The sequence below is a fragment of the Oceanospirillum sediminis genome (assembly GCF_014164585.1).
GTDB lineage: Bacteria > Pseudomonadota > Gammaproteobacteria > Pseudomonadales > Halomonadaceae > Oceanospirillum > Oceanospirillum sediminis.
Genome location: NZ_JACJFM010000057.1, coordinates 1 through 21,476, shown reverse-complemented (window position 1 = coordinate 21,476; position 21,476 = coordinate 1). Strand labels below are relative to the sequence as shown.

Sequence of the window (21,476 nt, the reverse complement as noted above, 5' to 3'; positions counted from 1 at the left end):
CCATTTTCAAGGGGGTAACGCCCTTCTGGTGTGCAGACATTATCCGCCTGGCACTGATCACCTTTATCTCTTCGATTTCTCTGTTCTTACCAGAGCTACTGTATCGATGAGATACAGCCCTGCCCGGCAAACCGGGCAGGGCATTAATAATGCGTTTTTAAACACTGTCCAGTGCAACTATGAACACAGAACTGTGTCATGTGTACTGAATTACCGACCCGTTTTTCCCGGAGGGTAGTCACATGTTACCTGCTGTTAAAAAAATTCTTTATGCTTCCGATATCGAAAAAGGATCACGTCCGGCATTTCGTGCAGCAGTCAGTCTGTGCGGACACTATCATTCAGAAATCACCTATCTGCATGTAATAGAACAGCTGAGTTCATCAGCAGAAAGCCTGATCAAAAATATGGTTGATCATGACGAATCACTGCATGATTTACAGGAACAGAGCCTTGAACATCTGAAACAGAAATTACAGGCGCGTATAAATCAGTTCTGCGAAAGCGAGCTGGAAGAAAATGAGATGCTTTCTGAAGGTCAGGTAAAAACTCTGGTCCGGGAAGGCAAACCGTGGAAAGAGATCCTGAAAGCGGCTGATGAAATTGACGCCGATGTTATTGTCATGGGTATTCGCTCTCACTCTTCTGTAGGACAATTCCTGCTGGGCTCAACAGCCAATAAAGTAATGAACAACAGCAAACGTCCTGTGCTTATGGTGCCATTAGCAGATCAGGTCTCGAAACTGTCCTGATTTTCTCAACTTAATAGAACAGGCCTGCACTCAGGTCTGTTCCTATCCTGATATCTGCTCTGTAGCAATAGTCTTTATCTCCCCTGATATGCCAGATAGACTCACTTCGTATAGCCCCAAAGCACCTTCTGTCTTCTGCTGACCAGCCAGCTCCCCTACTCTGTTTTCAATCTACCCTGACAGGGATTGCGGCATTTTGACACAACATAAGATATTGCTAAATAAATAAAATACACATAACATCAAAACACTCTAATATTAAGCAATTAAAGATATTCCACAGGATATCCCGATGTTAAAAAACCTGAACCTGATCCTGGCTGGCATTTGCCTGTGTACTTCTGGCAACTTAATGGCAGATAATGCCTCAGCGCCAGTGCCGACTCTGAAATCTGAAGCCCGCACAGTCATTCAATCACTGGCCTCATCACTTGGAAAAGAACTGACAACAACGGCCAAACAGCGCGGACTACCTGCCGCCATTGAAGTGTGTAATACCAAAGCCGGACCTGTCACCCAGCAGGTATCAGACAAGCATAACTGGCAAATCAGCCGAACCAGTCTGAAGTTACGCAACCCGTCCAATGCTCCGGATGCATGGGAACAGGCTGTACTGGAAAAATTTGCTCAACAGGCCAGCCAGGGAGCTGATCTGAAAAAACTGGCATATAGTGAAGTCATCACAGATTCGTCAGGACAAAAAACATTTCGTTTAATGAAAGCGATTCCGGTGGGACAGCAATGCCTGGCCTGTCATGGTAGTCAACTGACACCAGAAATCAGCAGTAAATTGCAACATCTGTACCCTGAAGATCAGGCAACCGGTTTCAGTGTCGGAGATCTCAGAGGCGCATTTTCTCTGAAGAAAACCCTCTGATATATACACACCTGAATACACGTATTTCGATATTCTCCAGCCTGTTGGCTGGAGAATAAGACAATCTTTTACAGAAAACTTTTGTTCAGGTGCTTAAAAAGCAGGTAGATGGGCAGGACACGGGCGATCAGATTCTGAAACAGGTTGCCGATGCTTTACGAAACGGTTTAAGGAAAACAGATATTCTTTGCCGATATGGCGGAGATGAATTTATTTTTGCTGCTGTGGATATCAATAAAACTGGAGTTATCAGCGTCTGTCAGCGCATCAGAAATGATCTTAATCATGAGATATCCCCTCAGCTGAAGAAGCAGGGGTTCGGTATATCATTAGGTGCATTACTGTTCACCCCGGATACTGACAGCTCTGGTGAATAACTGATACAACGGTCAGATCAGTTAATGTACCAGGCCAAATCTCACCCGGAAAACCTGATCATCCGCCATATCAATCAGCTATAAAGCTCTCATTCCTGAAAGAGTTCTGCCTGACAACATCTGATTTACGGCATTCATTCGCCTTGACAAATTAAGTCATTAAAAGCCAGAAAAATGTCCGAATAAGTTAACTAAAAGACTGGATTCGTTATGGCTGATTTTCAGGATTCGTTCAAACTAGCCAGGAGAATCATAAGACTATGAAAAATAATAATTCCCTCAGAGGAAGATAAAATGAGCGACTACCAACACCCATATCGTGATGCCGAATTTGTTATCCGAGAGCTGGTTGAATTTGATCAGCTATGTACAGACGCTGGCATGGAAGATATCAATAGCGAACTGGCATCTGTGATTATGACAGAAGCTGGTAAACTGGGTTCAGAAGTGCTTGGCCCTCTGAACCGGGTCGGTGATGCTCAGGGCGCCCAGCTGACAGACAAAGGCGTTGAGCAAACACCCGGATTTTCAGAAGCCTACCAGCAATTCGCGGAAGGCGGCTGGCAGTCTCTGACGCCGTCTGAAGAGTTTGGCGGACAAAACCTGCCTAACGTTCTGGGCACCGCTGTATCGGAAGTCTGGCAGTCATCTAATCTGGCTTTTGCGTTATGCCCTCTGCTGACTCAGGGTGCAATCGAAGCAATCGCTCACCATGCTTCTGATGAATTAAAGCAAACCTGGCTACCCAATATGATCAGTGGTCGCTGGACCGGCAGTATGAATCTGACGGAACCCGATGCCGGTTCTGATCTGGCTGCAGTAAAAACCAGAGCCGTTCCGGAAGGTGATCATTATCTGATTACCGGTCAGAAGATTTTTATCACCTGGGGTGATCATCAGATGACCGATAATATTGTCCATCTGGTTCTGGCCCGTCTGCCGGATGCTCCTCCGGGCGTGAAAGGTATCTCACTGTTTATCGTGCCTAAATTCATTCTGGATGAAAACGGTAACCCGGCAGAAAGAAATGATGCTCACTGTGTGTCACTTGAACATAAGTTAGGTATTCATGGTAGTCCGACCTGTGTCATGAGCTTTGGTGATAACGGTGGTGCAACAGGGTATTTAGTCGGTGAGCCTCATAATGGCCTGTCCTGCATGTTTACCATGATGAATGATGCCAGACAGAATGTAGGCTTACAGGGGCTGGGCATTGCAGAACGCTCTTACCAACAGGCGGTTCAGTATGCTAAAGATCGCATTCAGGGTACCAACAGAGACGGAAGCCGTTACCCCATCATCAAATTCCCCGATGTTCGTCGTATGCTGATGCAGATGAAAGCGGGTGTTGAGGCGATGCGAGCACTGGCCTATATCGCTTCTTCAGAAATTGATCGCAGCCGCTTTGCTGATGACAGTGAAGCAAGTCGTCAGCATTTTGCCCGTGTTGAGCTTTACACACCTATTGTAAAAGGCTGGATGACTGAGCTGGCACAGGAAATCACCTATCTGGGCGTTCAGATTCACGGTGGTATGGGCTTTATCGAAGAAACGGGAGCAGCTCAGCATTATCGTGATGCCCGAATTCTGACTATTTATGAAGGTACAACAGGCATTCAGGCTCTGGATCTGGTTGGACGAAAAACACTATCTAACCAGGGACAGGTACTGGCTGAACTACTGGCAGATATACAGGAAACCCAGACTGAGCTCTCACAACACGCTGAGCTGTCAGAACAGGCAGAAGCATTAAAGTCTGCTCTGGATACCGCTCAGCAGGCCCGTCAGTGGTTACTGGAAAATGCCGAAGACAAAACGGCACCGGGCAGTGTAAGTGTTCACTTTATGATGCTGATGGGCTACTTGTGTGGCGGCTGGGTTATGGCTCGTTCTGCGCTGAAAGCACAAAGCCTGCTGGAAAAATCAGAGGGAGATCCGGAGTTCCTGCAAAGCAAACTCATTACGGCTCGCTTCTACTCTGAGCATCTGTTGCCCAGGGTTTATAGCCATCTGGCCACCATTAAGGCTGGCAGCCATAGTGTTATGGCTCTGGATGAAGAACAGTTCTGAATGAGCTGAATGACTGTACCCTCTGAAAGAATCAAAGGGTACAGTCGACACACTGATGTCTATTTATGTTATGACTGATCTGATTCAGATTATTCATAAAGCCCTTTCTGTGAGTCTTCTTCCATCTTCTGATAACGACCGTTGTTAATCAGTTCTTTCAGCCCACGATTGAAATCTGCAATAATTTGCTCGCCATCCGGGTGATCCTTGCTGATAATCAGATGTGAACTGATAGGTGCACTCAGCGTTTTACCGTGATAAGTCATAGTAGATGCCTCAGCAGGTGTCATCACATGCCTTAACAGAGCAAAACCAGCCTGAATATTAATCGGAAAGATATCGGCCCGGCCGGCTTGTACCATTTTCATTGCAACAGCATCTGATTTAGCCCGAATCAGACGAAATAAACCCGTTTCTGCCGCTTTATTAAACTCATCGGCATACTGATAACCAAATGACCCAACAGCAGTCAGTCCTTTCAGATCTGCTATGGTACTCCACTCAAAATCAAAATCTTTGCGATGAAAGAAAACATCACTGGTACTTAGAACCGGAGCACTGTAGTGAAATTTTTGTGAACGCTCAGCATTTTTATACCAGGCAAAGCTACCATCAACCTGCAGCATATCCGCAGATTTCATCGCTCGTTTCCAGGGCAGAAAATGAAAAACGACAGCATAGCCCTGGCTTTGCAGAGCCTGACGGATAATATCAGAAACATATCCACTATTTACCATGCCAGAGCTGATAAAGGGCGGCCATTCTCCGGTTGACAGCAAAAGCTGTCTCTCTGAAGAATTTGCCGCAGACGAAAAAATCAGCACCATGACCGAGACAAACACTCGAATAGACACTATCAACTCCATGATAACGGGGCAGATTAGAATATTAGTTCAAATTCTGTCGTACTGCACCCGGTGCCTGCTGATATAACTGAGGTAAAACGGAGTAATTACTTACCTGGAAGGCGTTGCCAATAGACCCTCCCGACACTCTTTCAAACGACTCTATTATCGCTCATATAAGGCTTCAAGAGTGACAGAATCCAGTTTATGGGCATTCAGATAATATCCGACCAGTGCAGCACTGGCCTCTGCAGGCAGCTCCAGCCTTTCAGTGTCCAGCGCAAATACCGTAAACTGATAACGATGCACTCCATGTCCCTGAGGCGGACAGGCTCCCCCAAATTCATTCATACCATAATCTGTTCTGAACTGCTGGCTCCCGGCCGGAAGTGGCGGCTGATCCGGCTGACCGGCTCCACGGGGTAAATCAGTAGTATCAGATGGAATATTAACAAGCACCCAGTGCCACCAGCCGCTGCCTGTCGGAGCGTCCGGATCATAAGCTGTCACAGCAAAGCTGCGGGTCTTTTCAGGCGCTCCCTGCCAGCTTAATTGAGGTGAAAGATTCTCCCCCTGGCAACCAAAACCTTTAAATTCATGGACAACAGACATCATCTCTCCCGGCTGAATATCACTACTGGAAACAGACATATCAGCATAAACCGGAACAGCAACGATTAAAGATGCCAGAACAGTACTTCTGAGTAATCCTGTAGCAGCACAGGATTGTTGTTTTATATTGTTCATCAATGTTTTATGAGTCATCGGCAAATCAGACATAACCTTCTCCTGAAGAAATAAGACAGGAACAGATTAATGCTTTTATCACAGACGGATTCGCTTCAAAACACCAGATTCTATCCGCAAACAGTCAACTTAACCGTTCCAGAATAAAGCTGAAACAGGCAGTTAGCACAAAAGCAGAGAAACAAAGGAGACAGAATCAACGTGCTTTTCTGAGTTCTGCCGGGCTAATGCGAAACCGTTTTCTGAATCGCTCACTGAAACGTGATGCAGATTGATAACCACAACTTAACGCAACCTGATTGACTGGCCATTGTGTTGTTTGCAATAACCCCAGCCCATGAGTAAGCCTGAGATCTTCTAATAACTCCCTGAAACCGGTGTTTTCTTCCTTTAAACGCCGTCTCAGGCTGGATTCACTGATTGCCAGCATCTGACAAACCTCATTGATCTGCCAGGTTGAAGATAAATCAGTCTGTAGAAGGTCTGCCAGTTTCTGCTTCCAGCCCGGATTGTCTGTCACTCGCAACACTTTATCCTGATTCAGAACCGTCAGTATCTGTGCCAGTTCCCGCCGACGTTGCTGCCATAACAGGGCTCGAATATCCGGATTATCTGCAGGTAAATCAGCCAGAGACATCATCTGCTCAATGACCGTTAAAACATTATTGCAGGCCTGCACAATATCCAGTTCAGGAGTATGGTCGGCAGGTCCGGCAAAAGGAAAATCATCAGGCTGAAAGCAGATCACCAGAGCGGTGTAAACATCATCAGGAATATTTGAGAAAGGAAACTCACTACCCTGAGCAATCAGTAACAGATTCCCCTGCGGGCATATTGCGTCATAAGGTGATTCAATACGTTTTGCCCCTTTCAGTACCAGAAGCAGAGTTGGCTGATAAAAATGGACGCGATGCAGACTCTGCATATCACGGCAATGGAATACCAGAGCTGGAAAGCCCTCCTGCGGCCGGTCCATCAGCTGCTGACTCTGAAACCACAACCGGGATAATAAATAATCACTATGCTGAACATCAGGCGATCCGGACACCACTCTATCCCCACTACTTGTAGTAGATGCCATTCTATTATCCTTCAGATTGTCTTTATTTACGGGATATGCAAGTCAACAGATATGTTAAGCCTTTGTCTGAGGGTAATAGATCAGATCATGAAACACAGCAGGGTTTTGTGAGCGGTTACGATAGCCATGAGGTTTATCCCCTGCAAACCGGACAGCCATACCCTGCCCGAGGACCTGCCATTGATCATTAACCAGCAACTCCATTTCTCCACTCAGCACTACAACATGTTCAGTGACTCCCGGATCATGAGATTCGGACAGGCGTTCGTAGCCTGGTAACAAAGTCAGTTCAAACATCTCAAAGCCATAGTGTTCCTCAAAAGGAAATAAAGAGGCAACCAGCATCTCTCCTTCTGCGGGTTGATGGCGCAACTGATGGGCTGAACGGACAACACAGCCTTGCTCTTCCACTGGTGAAGGTTCCAGTAATGAAGATAAAGAAACATGGAAACCTGTCGCAATTTTCCACAATGTAGCCACTGTCGGGCTGGATTCCCCCCGTTCTATCTGCCCCAACATCGCTTTACTGACCCCGGTTTGCTTTGCAGTCTTATCAAGACTCCAGCCCTGCTCTGCCCGTAACGCTTTGACCCGTCCGGAAAGATAATGGTTTATATCCTGCATTCGTACTCTGTTCCCTGGGACTGTAGTGATTAACGAGATTATCACCTGCCCGACCCGGTGAATCAATCACCCTTGTACGTTATAGCGTACAGTGCTATAGTCAAAAAATGTGCGCTATAACGCACATAAAAATCAACGATCTGATCAGTCTCTGACATTGTGTACAGAATGTGATCCCGTCGCCTGATAATAATGCCCCATGAACTCAGAATCACCGGGGCACCAGTCATGCAATGTTTTTACGTCCAGATTGTGCGCTATAGCGCACAAAAAGATAAAAACAATGCCATACATTCATATTGCTATCCGAAAAGGAGTGAACAGATGTGGAAATACCTGTCACTGTCACATATATCAGCAGGCTTTGTTGTCGTACTGGTTGGTTATAGCAGCTCTGCTGCTATCATATTTCAGGCTGCGCAAGCTGCAGGAGCAGGCTCTGAGGAAGTCATCTCCTGGTTGTGGGCGCTGGGTATTGGCATGGGACTTAGCAGCTTTGGCTTATCCCTGACGTTTAAAAAGCCGGTACTAACAGCCTGGTCCACTCCGGGAGCAGCATTGCTCGTGACCAGTCTCAGTGGCTACAGCCTGGCTGAAGCTATAGGCGCTTTCCTGCTGTGCTCTTTACTGATAACAATATGCGGCATCACCTCCTGGTTTGATCGTCTGATGGCGATGATTCCTGCTGCTCTGGCGTCTGCAATGCTGGCTGGTGTCCTGCTATCCTTTGGTATGGAGCTGTTTGTCGTCATGGAGGATCAGCAATTGTTAACCATCAGTATGCTGCTTTGCTATCTGCTGGTGAAAAAATTTCTTCCCCGGTATGTCATTCCTGTCACCCTGCTCTGGGGGCTGATAATCACACTATTGCAGGGACAACTGGATTTGAGCCAGGTCAGCTGGCAAATGGCGGCACCTGTACTGACTCTGCCAGAGTTTTCTTTATCCGCCGTCACTGGAGTAGCCATTCCTTTATTTATCGTGACGATGACGTCTCAGAATATGCCAGGACTGGCAGTACTGAAAGCGCATAACTATCAGGTACCCGCATCAAAACTGATCAGCTGGACAGGCATTACCGGCATTATACTGGCACCCTTTGGCGGCTTTGCCTTTAACTTGTCAGCCATTACTGCAGCCATCTGCATGGGTAAAGAAGCAGACCCTATCCCTGAGCGACGTTACCTGGCCTGCATCTGGGCTGGCGTGTTCTACTTTCTGGCAGGGTTGTTTGCCACTGCAGTGGTCGGACTGATGCTTGCGCTACCCAAAGCGATGATAGTCGCCCTGGCCGGACTGGCATTACTGAATACCATTGCAGCCAGTCTGCACTCAGCGCTGTCAGATGAAAAGCACCGGGAAGCCGCCCTGATCACTTTTATCGTCACGGCATCCGGTTTAACACTGGCAGGGACTGGCAGTGCTTTCTGGGGATTAATCGCAGGCGCTCTAGTCTGCGGGCTTAATCACACCCGCAGCACAGGCAATAAAACACTTGTTTCTGCTGAAGAAAATCCATCCGATTATGGCAGTACGCCAGAACGCTCTACTGCACCTGCAACCCCTTTACCCAGTAATAAATGCTAATCTTCATCCAGATAGATACCATCAGCACGACTGGCTGATGTCACTGTGGCAGAGTCAAAAAGCATCACCAGACGCTGCTCTGCCACTGCTTTTAATTCATTGATCAGACCCACAAACGGTTTTCAGTGCCATCAAATTGGCATAGTAGCACGCCTTCAGGCTCATAAATGACAATCTGCCCCCAGAAGAATTCGTAACCTTCAATACGAAGAAGCCCACAGACCATCTCAGCCAGAGGCTCATCATCTTCAATCGGCACAATCTTAATCATAACACTTACTGGTTACTCTGCTTTTTCATTCACCACCATTCTCGATCAGCTGCTTTCGGGTTTCATTTCTGGCAACACTCAGAATCCGATCCGATAAGGACTCATCATTCACAGCTCTGGCCAGAGCGACACCGCCAATCATCAGAATACTGCTCAAAAGCGCCGTATCTTCCGATTGCCCTGATTCTTTCGTCAGAATATCGATCAGCCCTTCCAATACCTGCTGATAAGCCTTCTGATCAATATTCCCTTGTTGAGCAATATCCGATACCAGAAATGCCAGAGGGCAAGCGCCATCAACCGCTTCAACATGATCCCTCGACAGATACGCTTCCAGCACAGATTTCATATCAATTGCTCTTGATTTTCGTTCTGCTACGACCTTACGGGCACCATACACAATGGCTTCGGAGTACAGTTCTGATTTAGATGCAAAATGCTTATAGAAAGCACCACGGGTCAGACCAGCCTGCTGCATCACATCGTTAATCGAAACCTTTTCAAAACCATTTCGGGTAAACAGTCTGGCGGCACTGTGCAGTATTTTTTCACGTGTCTGTATTTTCTGTTCCGGAGACCAGGGCATCGGATAACCTTTATCAAGCAAATTATTCTGTTTCGTTGCCGAGGATAGCGACAAATCAGCGCAATAGCAGCCACAATATGAAGTCATCATATGGCCCTGCACCACTTTTCTGTTCCACCTCTGACTACAAGAACAAAAGATGTTCTTGATCATATTGTCATGCGACCTAAAGTAAAAGGCGGAACAAAGCTTGTGACCTCTGTCGATGAAAGCAGTATCACAGTAACAACTATCAGATTGATAAGGGCAGAATGATGATCAGTATTCTGGGTTTACCCCACAGTAATTTTATTCGTAGTGTCGCGCTGGTTTGTGCTCAGAAACAGCAACCTTACCGGGTCAGCTGGCAGCTGGGAGATGAAGAGATCCCTTTTCGCTCGGAAGCTCATTACCAGTTACACCGCTTTGCTAAAATTCCGGTTATTCGGGACGAACAGGTTACTCTGGGGGAAACACTGGCCATTTGCCGCTATCTGGACGCAAAATACCCTGAACCAGCGCTTCAGCCTGAATCCCTGATCGATCAGGCTCAGCATGATGCCTGGTGCTCAATGGCTATTACTCAGATAGATCAGGCTCTGATACGAAAATTCATGGTAGAGCTGGCCTTTCCATCCGGCCCTGATGGCAAACCGGATAAAGAAAAACTGATGCGAAATAAACCCGGTGCCCTGAAAGCCGTGGCAGTGATCGAAAAACAGCTGCAGGCAACCGGAACAGATTATATCTGTAGCAATCAGTTTACTCTGGCAGATGCACTGATTGCCCCTATGGCACATTACGCTGCCATCATGCAGAAAGATTTGCAGCTAGTAGAGGAAAACAGCCCGATCCATGGTTATCTGAACAGAATAATGCAACAACCCGGTGCGAAAGATATTCTGGTCTGAGACCGTATAGCCGGGCATGATCCAATCCTGATGGCATGCCCGAGCCAAATGCTCTGCTACATTTGCTGGCAGTGACAAACAAGGCAAAAGCATTCAGCAGAAAAACTATGCCTGACGATCAGGCATAGAGCTCAGGATTAATAAGAATCCAATATCCGCAAACAATATGGTCTTCACTTTTTAACAAAGAAAATCAGAAAACCAGATGATTTTACGTTAAATTAGCCCCGCCAGATTTTCTGGCAGATCTCAGGCTTATTTACAAGGATCATCAGTATGCCTCAGCGGTTAACCCAGCTTCCCAGTCATACACAGGCAGACCTGCTGTTAATTCTGACCACGTTACTGGCCGGAGCCGGGTGGATTTTCTCTAAAGAAGCCCTGCAGGGCTTTGAGCCCGTACATTTCATCAGTATTCGCTTCATCCTGGCTGGCCTGCTGCTGGTATTACTGGGCTACCGCAGTCTGCGCAGATTGACGGTGACTGAATTTACTCAGGCCTGTAAAGTTGGCGGCTTATTTTCTGTCGCCATGATCCTGTGGATTCTGGGGTTGAATTATGCATCTCATGTTGGCATCGGAGCCTTTCTGACCAGCCTGGGCGTGGTACTTGTGCCCATCGTCAGCCTGTGCTTTGGAGAAAAACCGGATCGTTCACTGTGGCTATCATTACCTGTCGTGATTGCAGGACTGGGGTGTCTGTCATTAGACAGTCATTTTATTTTTGGCATCGGAGAGTTGTTCTTCCTGCTGGCCGCTTTATTGTTTGCTGTCTTTTTTGTCATGAACAGCCGCTACTCGGCACGTATTGCAACCATGCCACTGACGGCCATACAACTGTTATTGACCGGGATAGTGGCTTTCTCAGTATCACTGTTTATGGAGCAACAGATATGGCAACAAACCGCCAGTATCTGGGGATGGCTGCTGGCCAGTGCATTTATCGCCACCAGTCTGCGTTTTTACGTTCAGACACAAGCCCAGGGTATGGCCTCATCCAGTCACGCCGCTATCATTATGACTCTTGAGCCCGTGTGGACAGCACTATTCGCAGCTTTCTGGTTACATGAATCCATGAGTCTGCTGCAGTTCCTCGGCTGTCTGCTTATTTTCACAGCAATGCTGATCAATCGCTGGAAGGTAATCTGGCAGTTAATCCGACCGGCTTCACATATAACCTCCTGAACAAACATAGTACCGGAACAAAAGTAGCACCTGAGTAAAAAGTCTTTATCAGGTGTGTATGGCTAGAAATTTTATTTAACGTCGCTTTCAGACATATTTTACTTCAACGTCAGGCGAATAATTTTTCATTTCTCGACAGTTATTTGATTCTGAAAGAAATTTTTCAGAAAAAATTTATGCCTGTAATCTCTCTTATCTTGACTTTTCACGACTATTATTCACTTCCTGGTCATAAAAATTAGCAGAAAATATACTTTTTATTAGAGATCTAATCTTTTTCAGGTTGCACATCGGGTTGATCTCTGTCATTTTTAATTAAACATTCATTTAAGAAAAAACGGAGCTTCAGATGCCTAAAGTCGGCATGCCGGAAATCCGAAAACCCCAGTTGATTAATGCCACCATGCAGGCCGTCAATGATGTGGGGTTACATAAAGCCAGCGTTTCTATGATCAGCGGCTACGCCGGGGTTTCTCCTGCCATTATCAACCACTATTTCGGTGGAAAAGATGGTTTGCTGGAAGCCACCATGCGCTCTGTGCTGAAAGAACTCTCTATGGCTATTCGTCAACAACTGGACGGTGTTGATAAAGATGATGTTCCCGGACGCATCATTGCCATCGTAAAAGGTAACTTTGCTCAGGAGCAGCTGGATACCAAAGTCGTTAAGACCTGGCTGACGTTCTGGTCTCACTCCATGCATAAACCTCAGCTACACCGGCTACAGAGGGTCAATGAACAGCGCTTGCTGTCTTATCTGCGCCGGGAGCTTAAACGTGTTACCGACCACGACAGAGCGGTATTTATTGCTCAGGGAGTCGCCGCTTTAATTGATGGAATATGGCTCAGGGGTGCGTTATCGCCAGAAGGTATTAATAAGGCTCTGGCGGAGAAACTGATTATTGATTATCTGCAGCTGCAGTTACCGGAATCTGTCTGGCAGGAATCTCAGACCAGACATACCGGTTAACCGGCTTCTGATTACTTCAACATTTCCCTCAGAGATCCGTTATCTGAACAGGCAAGGGCATCGGCTGAGGAAAACCGGAAAAACCAGAATCAGCAACATTAATGCTGACAACGGATAGATATTATGACAACAGATACACCAGTACAGCACTACATTCACGGCCGTTACTATACTGAAACGCCAGCAGAAACATTCATCAGCACCAACCCGGCAACCGGTGAAATGCTGGCCGTCATTGCTCAGGGTGATGAGGCTGCGATGACTGCAGCCGTAGAATCAGCCAGAGAAGGACAGGCGGTCTGGGCTGCCATGTCAGGCATTGAGCGTGCCCGTATTCTGAATAAGGCTGTCGCACTGTTAAGAGAGCGTAACGACGAACTGGCAATGCTGGAAGTACAGGATACCGGTAAGCCCTGGCAGGAAGCCGTTGCCGTTGATATCGTCACTGGCGCAGATGTCATTGAGTACTATGCTGGCCTTGCAGATAAAATTCAGGGTGATTATCAGCAGCTCAATGAACAGAACTTCTTCTATACCCGTCGTGAACCTCTGGGAATCTGCGCAGGTATCGGCGCCTGGAACTACCCTGTTCAGATCGCTTGCTGGAAATCTGCTCCAGCACTGGCTGCAGGCAATGCCATGATTTTCAAACCATCAGAAGAAACGCCTCTGACAGCTCTGAAGCTGGCTGAAATTTACACCGAAGCAGGTGTTCCGGACGGTGTCTTCAATGTGATTCAGGGCGATTATCGTGTTGGTCAGATGCTGACCAGACACCCGGAAATAGCCAAAGTGTCTTTCACGGGTGAATGTGGTACCGGTAAGAAAGTCATGGCAGCTTCATCTGCCAGCCTGAAACAGGTCACGATGGAGCTGGGTGGAAAATCCCCCATGATTATCTTCCCGGATATGCCCGTCGAACAGGCTGTATCCGGCGCTATGCTGGCAAACTTCTATACCCAGGGTGAAGTCTGTACCAATGGCACACGCGTCTTTGTGCACGAAAATATCTATGACGAATTCCTGACAGAACTGAAAGCGCGCACCGAGCAGATGATCATTGGCGATCCGACACATCCTGATACCCAGGTTGGTGCTCTGATTTCTCAGCAACATATGCAGAAAGTTCTGGGTTATATCGAACAGGCGAAGGACGCTGGCGCACGCCTGATCTGTGGCGGTGAGCGTGCAACGGACAACGGCCTGGATAAAGGCGCTTTTGTTAAACCAACCGTTTTTGCAGACTGCTCTGATGATATGCCGAATGTTGCTGAAGAGATCTTTGGCCCTGTTATGTCAGTGCTGAAATTCAGTGAAGAAGATGAGGTTATTCAACGGGCAAACGATACCCGCTTTGGCCTGGCTGCCGGGGTATTCACGAAAGACATTAGTCGGGCCCATCGTGTGATCAACCAGTTGCAGGCTGGTATCTGCTGGATTAACACCTGGGGCGCCTCACCGGCTGAAATGCCAGTAGGTGGTTATAAAGAGTCTGGTATTGGCCGGGAAAACGGCGTCGAAACCCTGAAACACTATACCCAGCTGAAGAGCGTACTGGTGGAACTGGGTGAGCTGGAACGCCCTTACTAATCGCGACAGGATCTGCTCCTTATTCTTATGAATAAGGGGCTATAGCAACACAGATAACAGATCGTCTGTCACCGACTTTGCCGATCTGTACTTTTATCGGACACGATATATGCAACAGCAATACGATTACATCATTATCGGGGCAGGATCAGCTGGCTGTGTACTGGCAGATCGCCTGAGTGCTTCCGGAGAGCACAGCGTGCTTCTGCTGGAGCGAGGTGGCAGCGACCGTAGTATCTTTATTCAGATGCCCACGGCACTTTCCTATCCAATGAACACAGAACACCTGTGCTGGCAGTTCCACACCCTGCCTGAACCCGGTGTCGATAACCGCTCATTGCACACTCCCCGAGGTAAAACCCTCGGTGGCTCCTCATCTATCAACGGCATGGTGTATGTTCGTGGTCACGCCTGCGATTTTGATCAGTGGGCAGAACAGGGCGCAGAAGGCTGGGATTACCAGAGTTGTCTGCCTTATTTCAAACGGGCAGAAAGCTGGAGCGGTGGTGCAGACCAGTATCGCGGCGGTGAAGGCCCTGTCGGTACCTGTAATGGTAATGATATGAGTCTGAACCCTCTGTATCAGGCCTTTATCGATGCAGGTAAAGATGCCGGATACAGTTACACACCGGACTATAACGGTTATCAACAAGAAGGCTTCGGACCTATGCATATGACCGTTAAAGACGGCGTGCGTAGCTCCACATCCAATGCTTACCTGCGTCGCGCGATGAAACGTCAGAACCTGACCGTATTGACAGGCGTTATGAGTCGGAAAGTCATAACCCATCAGGACGGTGATCAGATTACAGTAACCGGCGTTGAGTTTGAGCATAAAGGTGAAATTAAAGTCGTACAGGCCAGTAAGGAAGTGATCAGTTCTGCAGGCTCTGTCGGTTCACCTCAGTTACTGCAACTATCGGGCATTGGCCCGGCAGACGTACTCAGCAAAGCCGGTGTTAATGTCGTCAAAGATCTGCCTGGCGTAGGTGAAAATCTACAGGATCACCTGGAAGTGTACTTCCAGTATGAGTGCAAACAGCCCATCTCCCTGAACAGTAAACTGAACCTGATCAGCAAAGGCCTGATAGGCACACGCTGGATACTGTTCAAAGATGGCCTTGGAGCGACCAACCACTTTGAATCCTGCGCCTTTATCCGTTCCCGCGCCGGATTGAAATGGCCGGATATTCAGTATCACTTCCTGCCCGCAGCGATGCGCTATGACGGCAATGCAGCGTTTAAAGGTCACGGCTTCCAGGTTCATGTTGGCCCGAATAAACCGGCCAGCCGCGGCTATATCCGCATCACCAGTGCGGATCCGAATCAGGCACCTGAGATTCTGTTTAATTACCTGAAAGAACAACAGGATATTGAAGACTGGCGCGCCTGTATCCGGTTAACCCGTGAGATTCTGAATCAGAAATCACTGGATGGATACAGAGGTAATGAAATTCAGCCAGGTTACGATGTGGAAACAGACGAACAGATCGATGCCTGGGTCCGGGAGCACGTAGAAAGTGCTTACCACCCATCATGTACCTGCAAAATGGGGGCTGATGATGACCCTATGGCAGTTCTGGATAGTGAGTGCCGGGTAAGGGGCGTTGATAACCTCAGGGTAGTCGATTCATCGATATTCCCGACCATCACCAACGGAAACCTGAATGCGCCGACCATCATGGTAGCCGAAAAAGCGGCGGATATGATTCTGGGCCAGGCCCCTCTGCCACCTGCGGGTGTACCAGTCTGGATTCACCCTGAGTATCAGACACAGCAAAGATAATCAGTATTTCTGTTTCAGGCCGAAAGTGGTAACGCTTTCGGCCTTGTCGGTTAAACCGGCATATGTTGTATTTCAAGGCCAGGCCACGCGGATTTTAGCTTTATACGATGATCAGCCCGGTTTGCCCTTGAAGTACAGAAAACCATAACAACAACACCATTAACTCTTTAAGGGGTTTATATGTACTTCCTGAAAGCAAAAACACTGACGGCCGCTATTGCACTGACGATAAGTAGTGCAGCTCTGGCAAACGACTGTAAAACCGTGCGTTTCTCTGATGTAGGCTGGACAGATATTACCGCAACAACAGCTGTAACATCAGAGATCGTCAAAGGTCTGGGTTATTCGCCAAAAACACAGCTGCTTTCTGTTCCTGTGACTTATACCTCTCTGGCCTCTGGTGAACTGGATGTTTTCCTGGGCAACTGGATGCCAACCATGGAAGGCGATATCGCTAAATACCGTGAAGCCGGTACCGTTGAAACAGTACGTGCTAATCTGGAAGGCGCGAAATATACCCTGGCCGTTAACCAGGCCGCTTATGATGCCGGTGTACGCAGCTTTGCTGATATCGCAAAACATGAGCGTCAATTTAGCAAGCGTATTTATGGTATTGAACCGGGCAATGATGGTAACCGCCTGATTCAGGATATGATTGATAAAGATGCCTTTGGTCTGAAAAACTTCAAACTGGTGGAATCCTCTGAAGCCGGCATGCTGTCAGAAGTGAAACGCTCTGAGCGTCGTAACAAATGGGTTGTGTTCCTGGGCTGGGAACCGCACCCGATGAACAGCAACTTTGATATTGCTTACCTGGATGGTGGTGATGACTGGTTTGGCCCCAATTATGGTGGCGCAACGGTTTACACCAATACCCGCAAGAACTACAGCCAGGATTGTCCGAATATGGGCAAACTGCTGACCAATCTGGAATTTACCCTGACGATGGAAAACCAGGTGATGTCAGCCATTCTGGATGAAGGTCAGAAACCACAGAAAGCAGCCGCTCAATGGCTGAAAAGTAACCCTCAGGTACTGGACAAGTGGCTGGATGGTGTAAAAACACTGGACGGCAAACCTGGCCTGGCTGCCGTAAAGCAACACCTGAACATCTGATAATAATAACAACCTGATCATCGATGGTTCAGGGACCAGAGAAACCTTACGCCTCTGGTCTGAAGCTGTCTGAACCATCGTTCTGTTTTTCCGTCCGGGGACTGCCTCTGCCAGCCCCTGACAAATATTGAGTAATCCGCCATGAACTGGATAACTGAACATAAAATCCCTCTGGGCCAGTGGATGGAAACCTTTGTAGACTGGTTGATTGGTAACGCTGCAGGTTTTTTTGATGCTATCGCTTTCTCACTGGAATGGTTAATTCTGGGTATCACAGACCTGTTACTGTTATGCCCGCCGCTGTTACTGATCGCCGGAACCGCAGGCTTTGCCTGGTGGTTACACCGCTCCATCGGTCTGGTAGCTTTTGTACTGGTCTCCCTGCTGATCATTGCTAACCTGGGATACTGGACAGAGATGATAGAAACTCTGGTACTAGTGCTGACGGCCACTATGTTGTGTGTCATGATCGGCATCCCAATCGGCATCCTGGCTGCCCATTATCCAAAATTTTATACCGGTATCCGGCCTGTGCTGGATCTGATGCAAACTATCCCAACGTTTGTTTATCTGATTCCAACTCTGATTCTGTTTGGTCTGGGCGTCGTACCCGGCCTGATTTCGACTATTATCTTTGCCATTGCCGCCCCAATACGCCTGACGGCTCTGGGCATCAGTAGTGTGCCCGCAGAACTGTTAGAAGCGGGCAAAGCTTTCGGTGCTACACGCTGGAAACTCCTGTTCAAAGTTGAACTACCTGCCGCTATGCCTAATATCATGGCCGGTGTGACTCAGTGCATCATGCTATCCCTGTCTATGGTGGTTATTGCAGCCCTGGTCGGGGCTGATGGTCTGGGTAAACCCGTTGTCCGGGCGCTGAATACCGTTAATATCTCCCAGGGCTTTGAAGCGGGTCTGGCTATCGTACTGGTTGCAATCATGCTGGATCGCCTGTGTAAACAACCGAATCAGAAGGAAGTATGAATATGAGCGTAATTAATATTCAGAATCTGGATGTGGTGTTTGGTGATAAACCACAGCAGGCTATGTCTCTGCTGGATCAGGGTATGACCCGTCAGCAGATCATTGACCAGACAGGGTCTGTTGTTGGTGTACACAACGCTTCGATTAAGGTCGATGAAGGTGAGATCTGTGTACTGATGGGTCTTTCGGGTTCGGGGAAATCCAGCTTATTACGCACAGTAAACGGCTTAAACCCTATCAGCCGGGGCAAACTGGAAGTAAAAGACGGTGACCGTGTTGTTGATCTGGCCAATTGCGATGAAAAAACACTTCGCCATCTGAGAACTAACCGTGTTTCTATGGTATTCCAGAAATTTGCTCTGATGCCCTGGTTAAGCGTACTGGAGAATGTCGCTTTCGGCCTGGAGATGAAAGGCATAGAGAAAAAAGTCCGCCATCAGAGTGCTATGGAAAAGCTGGAGATGGTTGGTCTGCAGGAGTGGGCACATTCCCTGCCCCATGAATTATCTGGTGGTATGCAGCAAAGGGTTGGTCTGGCCAGAGCCTTTGCAATGGACACCGATATTCTGTTGATGGATGAACCTTTTTCAGCACTTGATCCTCTGATCAGATCTCAACTACAGGATGAACTGATTGAGCTGCAGAAAAACCTGAAAAAAACCATTATCTTCGTAAGCCACGATCTGGATGAGGCACTGAAAATTGGTTCTCACATAGCCATTATGGAATCAGCACGAATTATCCAGCATGGTGAACCTGAGCAAATAGTCCTGAACCCGGAAACCGCTTATGTTGAAGATTTTGTTGCTCACACGAATCCTCTGAATGTTCTGGGTGGACGTACTCTGATGACACCACAGGATAAACTGTCTCGAGACGGTAAACGCATTATTCTGGATAAACACCATCACTACTGGGTTGAGCTGGAAGAAGGGAAAATCGCTCGGGCAGGTAAAGCAGACAGTATATTACCTGTCCAGCAGTGGCAAAATGGTGATGGTCAGAAAGATCAGTTTGCCATTGCTTCGCCCGATATCAGCATGCGAGACGCTATTAATCTCAGATACAGCAGCCGTTTGCCTGTTCTTCTGCAAGAAAATGGCGCATTTACCGGGGTGCTCAACGACAATAACTTTTATTACGCTTTGTTAGGTAAGCACTTTGTAGCCGATTAACCCGCAAAAGATCACTCCTGATAGTTGATTCTAATCGATCACTATCAGGAGTTACCAACACCTGCGCAGACATTTTTCTGAAGCGGGTCATACATATCTTCTAGTTTAAAAATTACACGTCATTACACCATTCATACATCAAACTTAGTAATAAAATCCAGCTATTACAGATAGCACTTATACAGCCGAACCCAAAAACAGGGCTTTCCCGGCATACCCCCTGAAGGCAGAAAAAATATAAAAAAGTACTATAGGGCACATAATAATTACAGGCTATTACACTCCATCATTCTAGCGCGGCACAGAGAATAATAAATTTATCTTAAAAAACAAAGACATAGAAAAACAATCATCATTTATAAAAAAAACATCGGAAAAACCGGTAATAACCCTGGTTAAATTTTCAGCCATCTCCATGCATACTGAGATACAATCAATAATACAAATTTCATTCAAAAAAAGATAAAAACACAATCATAGAACAATGACTCAAGTAGTTGGCGGCACAAAAGGACAATGGCCTTTGAACAGAATGGAGTGTTTTATGACTTCAGGTATAGCTAAGACAGAACAAATAGATTCTCCGTTAAAAAGAATCCCTGTTCGCCGTGACCACTATGGAAACTGGACTCACCCTCACCTACCGGACTGGTCAGACCAGACAAGTAGTGTTGAAATGGAGCGCTGGACCCAGGAAAAAGGGATACACTCTAAGATTGTCCATATTGGTAATCGATACTCGCCAGAAATCGTTGAACGCTGGCTATCAGGAGAAACAGGCCCTTCACCAGACTGGCCTGCAGGTTTTGAACAGGATGGCTATATGGTTTTATCTGTCAGTCAGATTGGAGATGATATTATTGTCTGGCTGGCAAGATCAGTGAAAATTCAAAAAGCAGCCTGATATTTTCAATCTCACTATGCGACTGGAATTCAAAGTCTCTGCCTATTATCCATTTTTCGCGATTTTCTATCCAGATAGATTCCCTGTGTAGATTTCACACTGTTTTCCTGATCCGGGTGCCAGCCTTATAGCTTTTTCCGGGCAGATTCGCGGCACATGATCTGATCATAAGCATAAAAAAACCAGCTGCAGGCAAAGCCCAAGCTGGTCAAATTAACAAAGACACCCGAAGTGATGTCTACTTTACATACTTAAAAGTAGTGATATAAGTCAATTAATGCAAATACATCATCAACTTCAGCCCATAAAAAAACCAGTCACGGGGAAGCCAGGACTGGTTCAAATAATAGAGAAAGTGCAAAAGAACCCGAGGGAGGGGGCTATGCTTTACATATAGACCAAGGTAGTACGACAATGGTAAAAAGTAAATACATTTCTAATAAAAGAGAGCTGGTCAAGAGCGGTGCCATCGTTCATCTATCCCCCTCGGGTAATCATTCATTGAAACATTTTACCGGCTAAAAACCAGCTTTCGACTAATATTTTTCCTATCCCCGTTATCAGGGAAAACCGAAAGCTTTTGGTTCATATTGACGATGCAGCCCATTGGATTGACACCCAACGGAAAAAAGCCATTGAAAATCCCGCTGTGTCAGGATAGTTGTCCGATAACCTTTATTGAAAAAAACAATTCAACAGCGGGCTTAAGGATCGGATATGCCGCGTTATTCTGATGAACGTCGTGAAGCCATACTGAAAAAACTACTGCCGCCTCAGAATCGCTCTGTCCCTGACGTCGCACGCGAAGAAGGTGTTTCTGAGCAGACCCTGTACAATTGGCGGAAACAATGTCGTTCAGAAGGAGTCCCCGTGCCAGGTCATCAGAGCAAAACAGATTCATGGTCCGCTGAAGCCCGGTTTGCCGTTGTCCTAGAAACCGCTTCTCTGTCCGAAGCCGAGCTCAGCCGGTACTGCCGGGAAAAGGGTCTGTATCCTGAGCAGGTCAGAGAATGGAAAGCGGCCTGTATTGCCGGTGCTGCTACTCAGCCCCTGCAGGAA

General features: G+C 47.2%; 21 protein-coding genes. 15 read left to right on the top strand and 6 right to left on the bottom strand.

Annotated features, from left to right (window positions below; all coding sequences use genetic code 11):
- Nucleotides 1-242 precede the first annotated feature (242 nt).
- The 4 genes from H4O21_RS23165 to H4O21_RS23150 all read left to right on the top strand — a co-directional run bounded on the left by H4O21_RS23165 (nucleotide 243) and on the right by H4O21_RS23150 (nucleotide 4,076).
- Entirely contained in the window at nucleotides 243-752 is a 510-nt protein-coding gene (locus tag H4O21_RS23165; protein ID WP_182811914.1) for a universal stress protein, read from the top strand.
- Between the two features lie 292 nt (nucleotides 753-1,044).
- A complete protein-coding gene (locus H4O21_RS23160) occupies nucleotides 1,045-1,629 on the top strand; it encodes a Tll0287-like domain-containing protein (protein WP_182811910.1) in 585 nt (194 codons plus the stop codon).
- Between the two features lie 89 nt (nucleotides 1,630-1,718).
- Nucleotides 1,719-2,006: a diguanylate cyclase gene (locus H4O21_RS23155; RefSeq protein WP_182811907.1), complete on the top strand. Its 288-nt coding sequence runs from the start codon at nucleotides 1,719-1,721 to the stop codon at nucleotides 2,004-2,006.
- A 294-nt stretch (nucleotides 2,007-2,300) separates the two neighbouring features.
- On the top strand, nucleotides 2,301-4,076 hold the full coding sequence (locus H4O21_RS23150; RefSeq protein ID WP_182811904.1) for an acyl-CoA dehydrogenase family protein: 1,776 nt from the start codon (nucleotides 2,301-2,303) through the stop codon (nucleotides 4,074-4,076).
- Nucleotides 4,077-4,165: 89 nt separating this feature from the next.
- On the opposite strand, the gene H4O21_RS23145 is transcribed toward H4O21_RS23150, so the two are convergent.
- The 4 genes from H4O21_RS23145 to H4O21_RS23130 all read right to left on the bottom strand — a co-directional run bounded on the left by H4O21_RS23145 (nucleotide 4,166) and on the right by H4O21_RS23130 (nucleotide 7,373).
- On the bottom strand, nucleotides 4,166-4,930 hold the full coding sequence (locus H4O21_RS23145; RefSeq protein ID WP_182811901.1) for a substrate-binding periplasmic protein: 765 nt from the start codon (nucleotides 4,928-4,930) through the stop codon (nucleotides 4,166-4,168).
- A gap of 156 nt (nucleotides 4,931-5,086) precedes the next feature.
- Entirely contained in the window at nucleotides 5,087-5,701 is a 615-nt protein-coding gene (locus tag H4O21_RS23140) for a YbhB/YbcL family Raf kinase inhibitor-like protein (protein WP_255487437.1), read from the bottom strand.
- Between the two features lie 163 nt (nucleotides 5,702-5,864).
- Nucleotides 5,865-6,749 (bottom strand): helix-turn-helix transcriptional regulator, encoded by an 885-nt coding sequence (locus H4O21_RS23135; RefSeq protein WP_182811898.1) that lies wholly within the window; start codon nucleotides 6,747-6,749, stop codon nucleotides 5,865-5,867.
- A gap of 54 nt (nucleotides 6,750-6,803) precedes the next feature.
- Complete coding sequence (locus tag H4O21_RS23130; protein WP_182811896.1) at nucleotides 6,804-7,373, bottom strand: helix-turn-helix domain-containing protein; 570 nt, start codon at nucleotides 7,371-7,373, stop codon at nucleotides 6,804-6,806.
- A gap of 324 nt (nucleotides 7,374-7,697) precedes the next feature.
- Here H4O21_RS23130 and H4O21_RS23125 point away from each other — a divergent pair, with 324 nt between their 5' ends.
- A complete protein-coding gene (locus tag H4O21_RS23125; RefSeq protein WP_182811893.1) occupies nucleotides 7,698-8,960 on the top strand; it encodes a benzoate/H(+) symporter BenE family transporter in 1,263 nt (420 codons plus the stop codon).
- 103 nt (nucleotides 8,961-9,063) lie between these two features.
- Here the strand turns inward: H4O21_RS23125 and H4O21_RS23120 are convergent, their stop codons facing one another.
- On the bottom strand, nucleotides 9,064-9,231 hold the full coding sequence (locus H4O21_RS23120) for a hypothetical protein (protein WP_182811891.1): 168 nt from the start codon (nucleotides 9,229-9,231) through the stop codon (nucleotides 9,064-9,066).
- A 25-nt stretch (nucleotides 9,232-9,256) separates the two neighbouring features.
- Nucleotides 9,257-9,907, bottom strand: a complete 651-nt coding sequence (locus H4O21_RS23115; RefSeq protein ID WP_255487436.1) for a TetR/AcrR family transcriptional regulator — start codon at nucleotides 9,905-9,907, stop codon at nucleotides 9,257-9,259.
- A 161-nt stretch (nucleotides 9,908-10,068) separates the two neighbouring features.
- Between H4O21_RS23115 and H4O21_RS23110 the strand changes: the two genes are divergently transcribed.
- From H4O21_RS23110 to H4O21_RS23065, 10 genes are all read left to right on the top strand, one after another.
- Complete coding sequence (locus H4O21_RS23110; protein WP_182811888.1) at nucleotides 10,069-10,707, top strand: glutathione S-transferase family protein; 639 nt, start codon at nucleotides 10,069-10,071, stop codon at nucleotides 10,705-10,707.
- A gap of 276 nt (nucleotides 10,708-10,983) precedes the next feature.
- Complete coding sequence (locus H4O21_RS23105; protein ID WP_182811885.1) at nucleotides 10,984-11,892, top strand: DMT family transporter; 909 nt, start codon at nucleotides 10,984-10,986, stop codon at nucleotides 11,890-11,892.
- Nucleotides 11,893-12,241: 349 nt separating this feature from the next.
- Nucleotides 12,242-12,862: a transcriptional regulator BetI gene (gene betI / locus H4O21_RS23100; RefSeq protein ID WP_182811882.1), complete on the top strand. Its 621-nt coding sequence runs from the start codon at nucleotides 12,242-12,244 to the stop codon at nucleotides 12,860-12,862.
- A 123-nt stretch (nucleotides 12,863-12,985) separates the two neighbouring features.
- Nucleotides 12,986-14,452, top strand: a complete 1,467-nt coding sequence (betB, locus tag H4O21_RS23095; protein ID WP_182811878.1) for a betaine-aldehyde dehydrogenase — start codon at nucleotides 12,986-12,988, stop codon at nucleotides 14,450-14,452.
- Between the two features lie 109 nt (nucleotides 14,453-14,561).
- Nucleotides 14,562-16,238, top strand: coding sequence for a choline dehydrogenase (gene betA / locus H4O21_RS23090; RefSeq protein WP_182811877.1), 1,677 nt, complete (start codon nucleotides 14,562-14,564; stop codon nucleotides 16,236-16,238).
- A gap of 180 nt (nucleotides 16,239-16,418) precedes the next feature.
- Nucleotides 16,419-17,354, top strand: a complete 936-nt coding sequence (locus H4O21_RS23085; protein WP_182811874.1) for a choline ABC transporter substrate-binding protein — start codon at nucleotides 16,419-16,421, stop codon at nucleotides 17,352-17,354.
- Between the two features lie 141 nt (nucleotides 17,355-17,495).
- Complete coding sequence (choW, locus tag H4O21_RS23080; RefSeq protein WP_182811871.1) at nucleotides 17,496-18,338, top strand: choline ABC transporter permease subunit; 843 nt, start codon at nucleotides 17,496-17,498, stop codon at nucleotides 18,336-18,338.
- Between the two features lie 2 nt (nucleotides 18,339-18,340).
- On the top strand, nucleotides 18,341-19,513 hold the full coding sequence (gene choV, locus H4O21_RS23075) for a choline ABC transporter ATP-binding protein (RefSeq protein WP_182811868.1): 1,173 nt from the start codon (nucleotides 18,341-18,343) through the stop codon (nucleotides 19,511-19,513).
- A 544-nt stretch (nucleotides 19,514-20,057) separates the two neighbouring features.
- Nucleotides 20,058-20,417, top strand: a complete 360-nt coding sequence (locus tag H4O21_RS23070) for a hypothetical protein (protein ID WP_182811865.1) — start codon at nucleotides 20,058-20,060, stop codon at nucleotides 20,415-20,417.
- 717 nt (nucleotides 20,418-21,134) lie between these two features.
- Nucleotides 21,135-21,476 (top strand): transposase (locus H4O21_RS23065; RefSeq protein WP_182811862.1); only part of this gene is annotated, 342 nt, incomplete at its 3' end.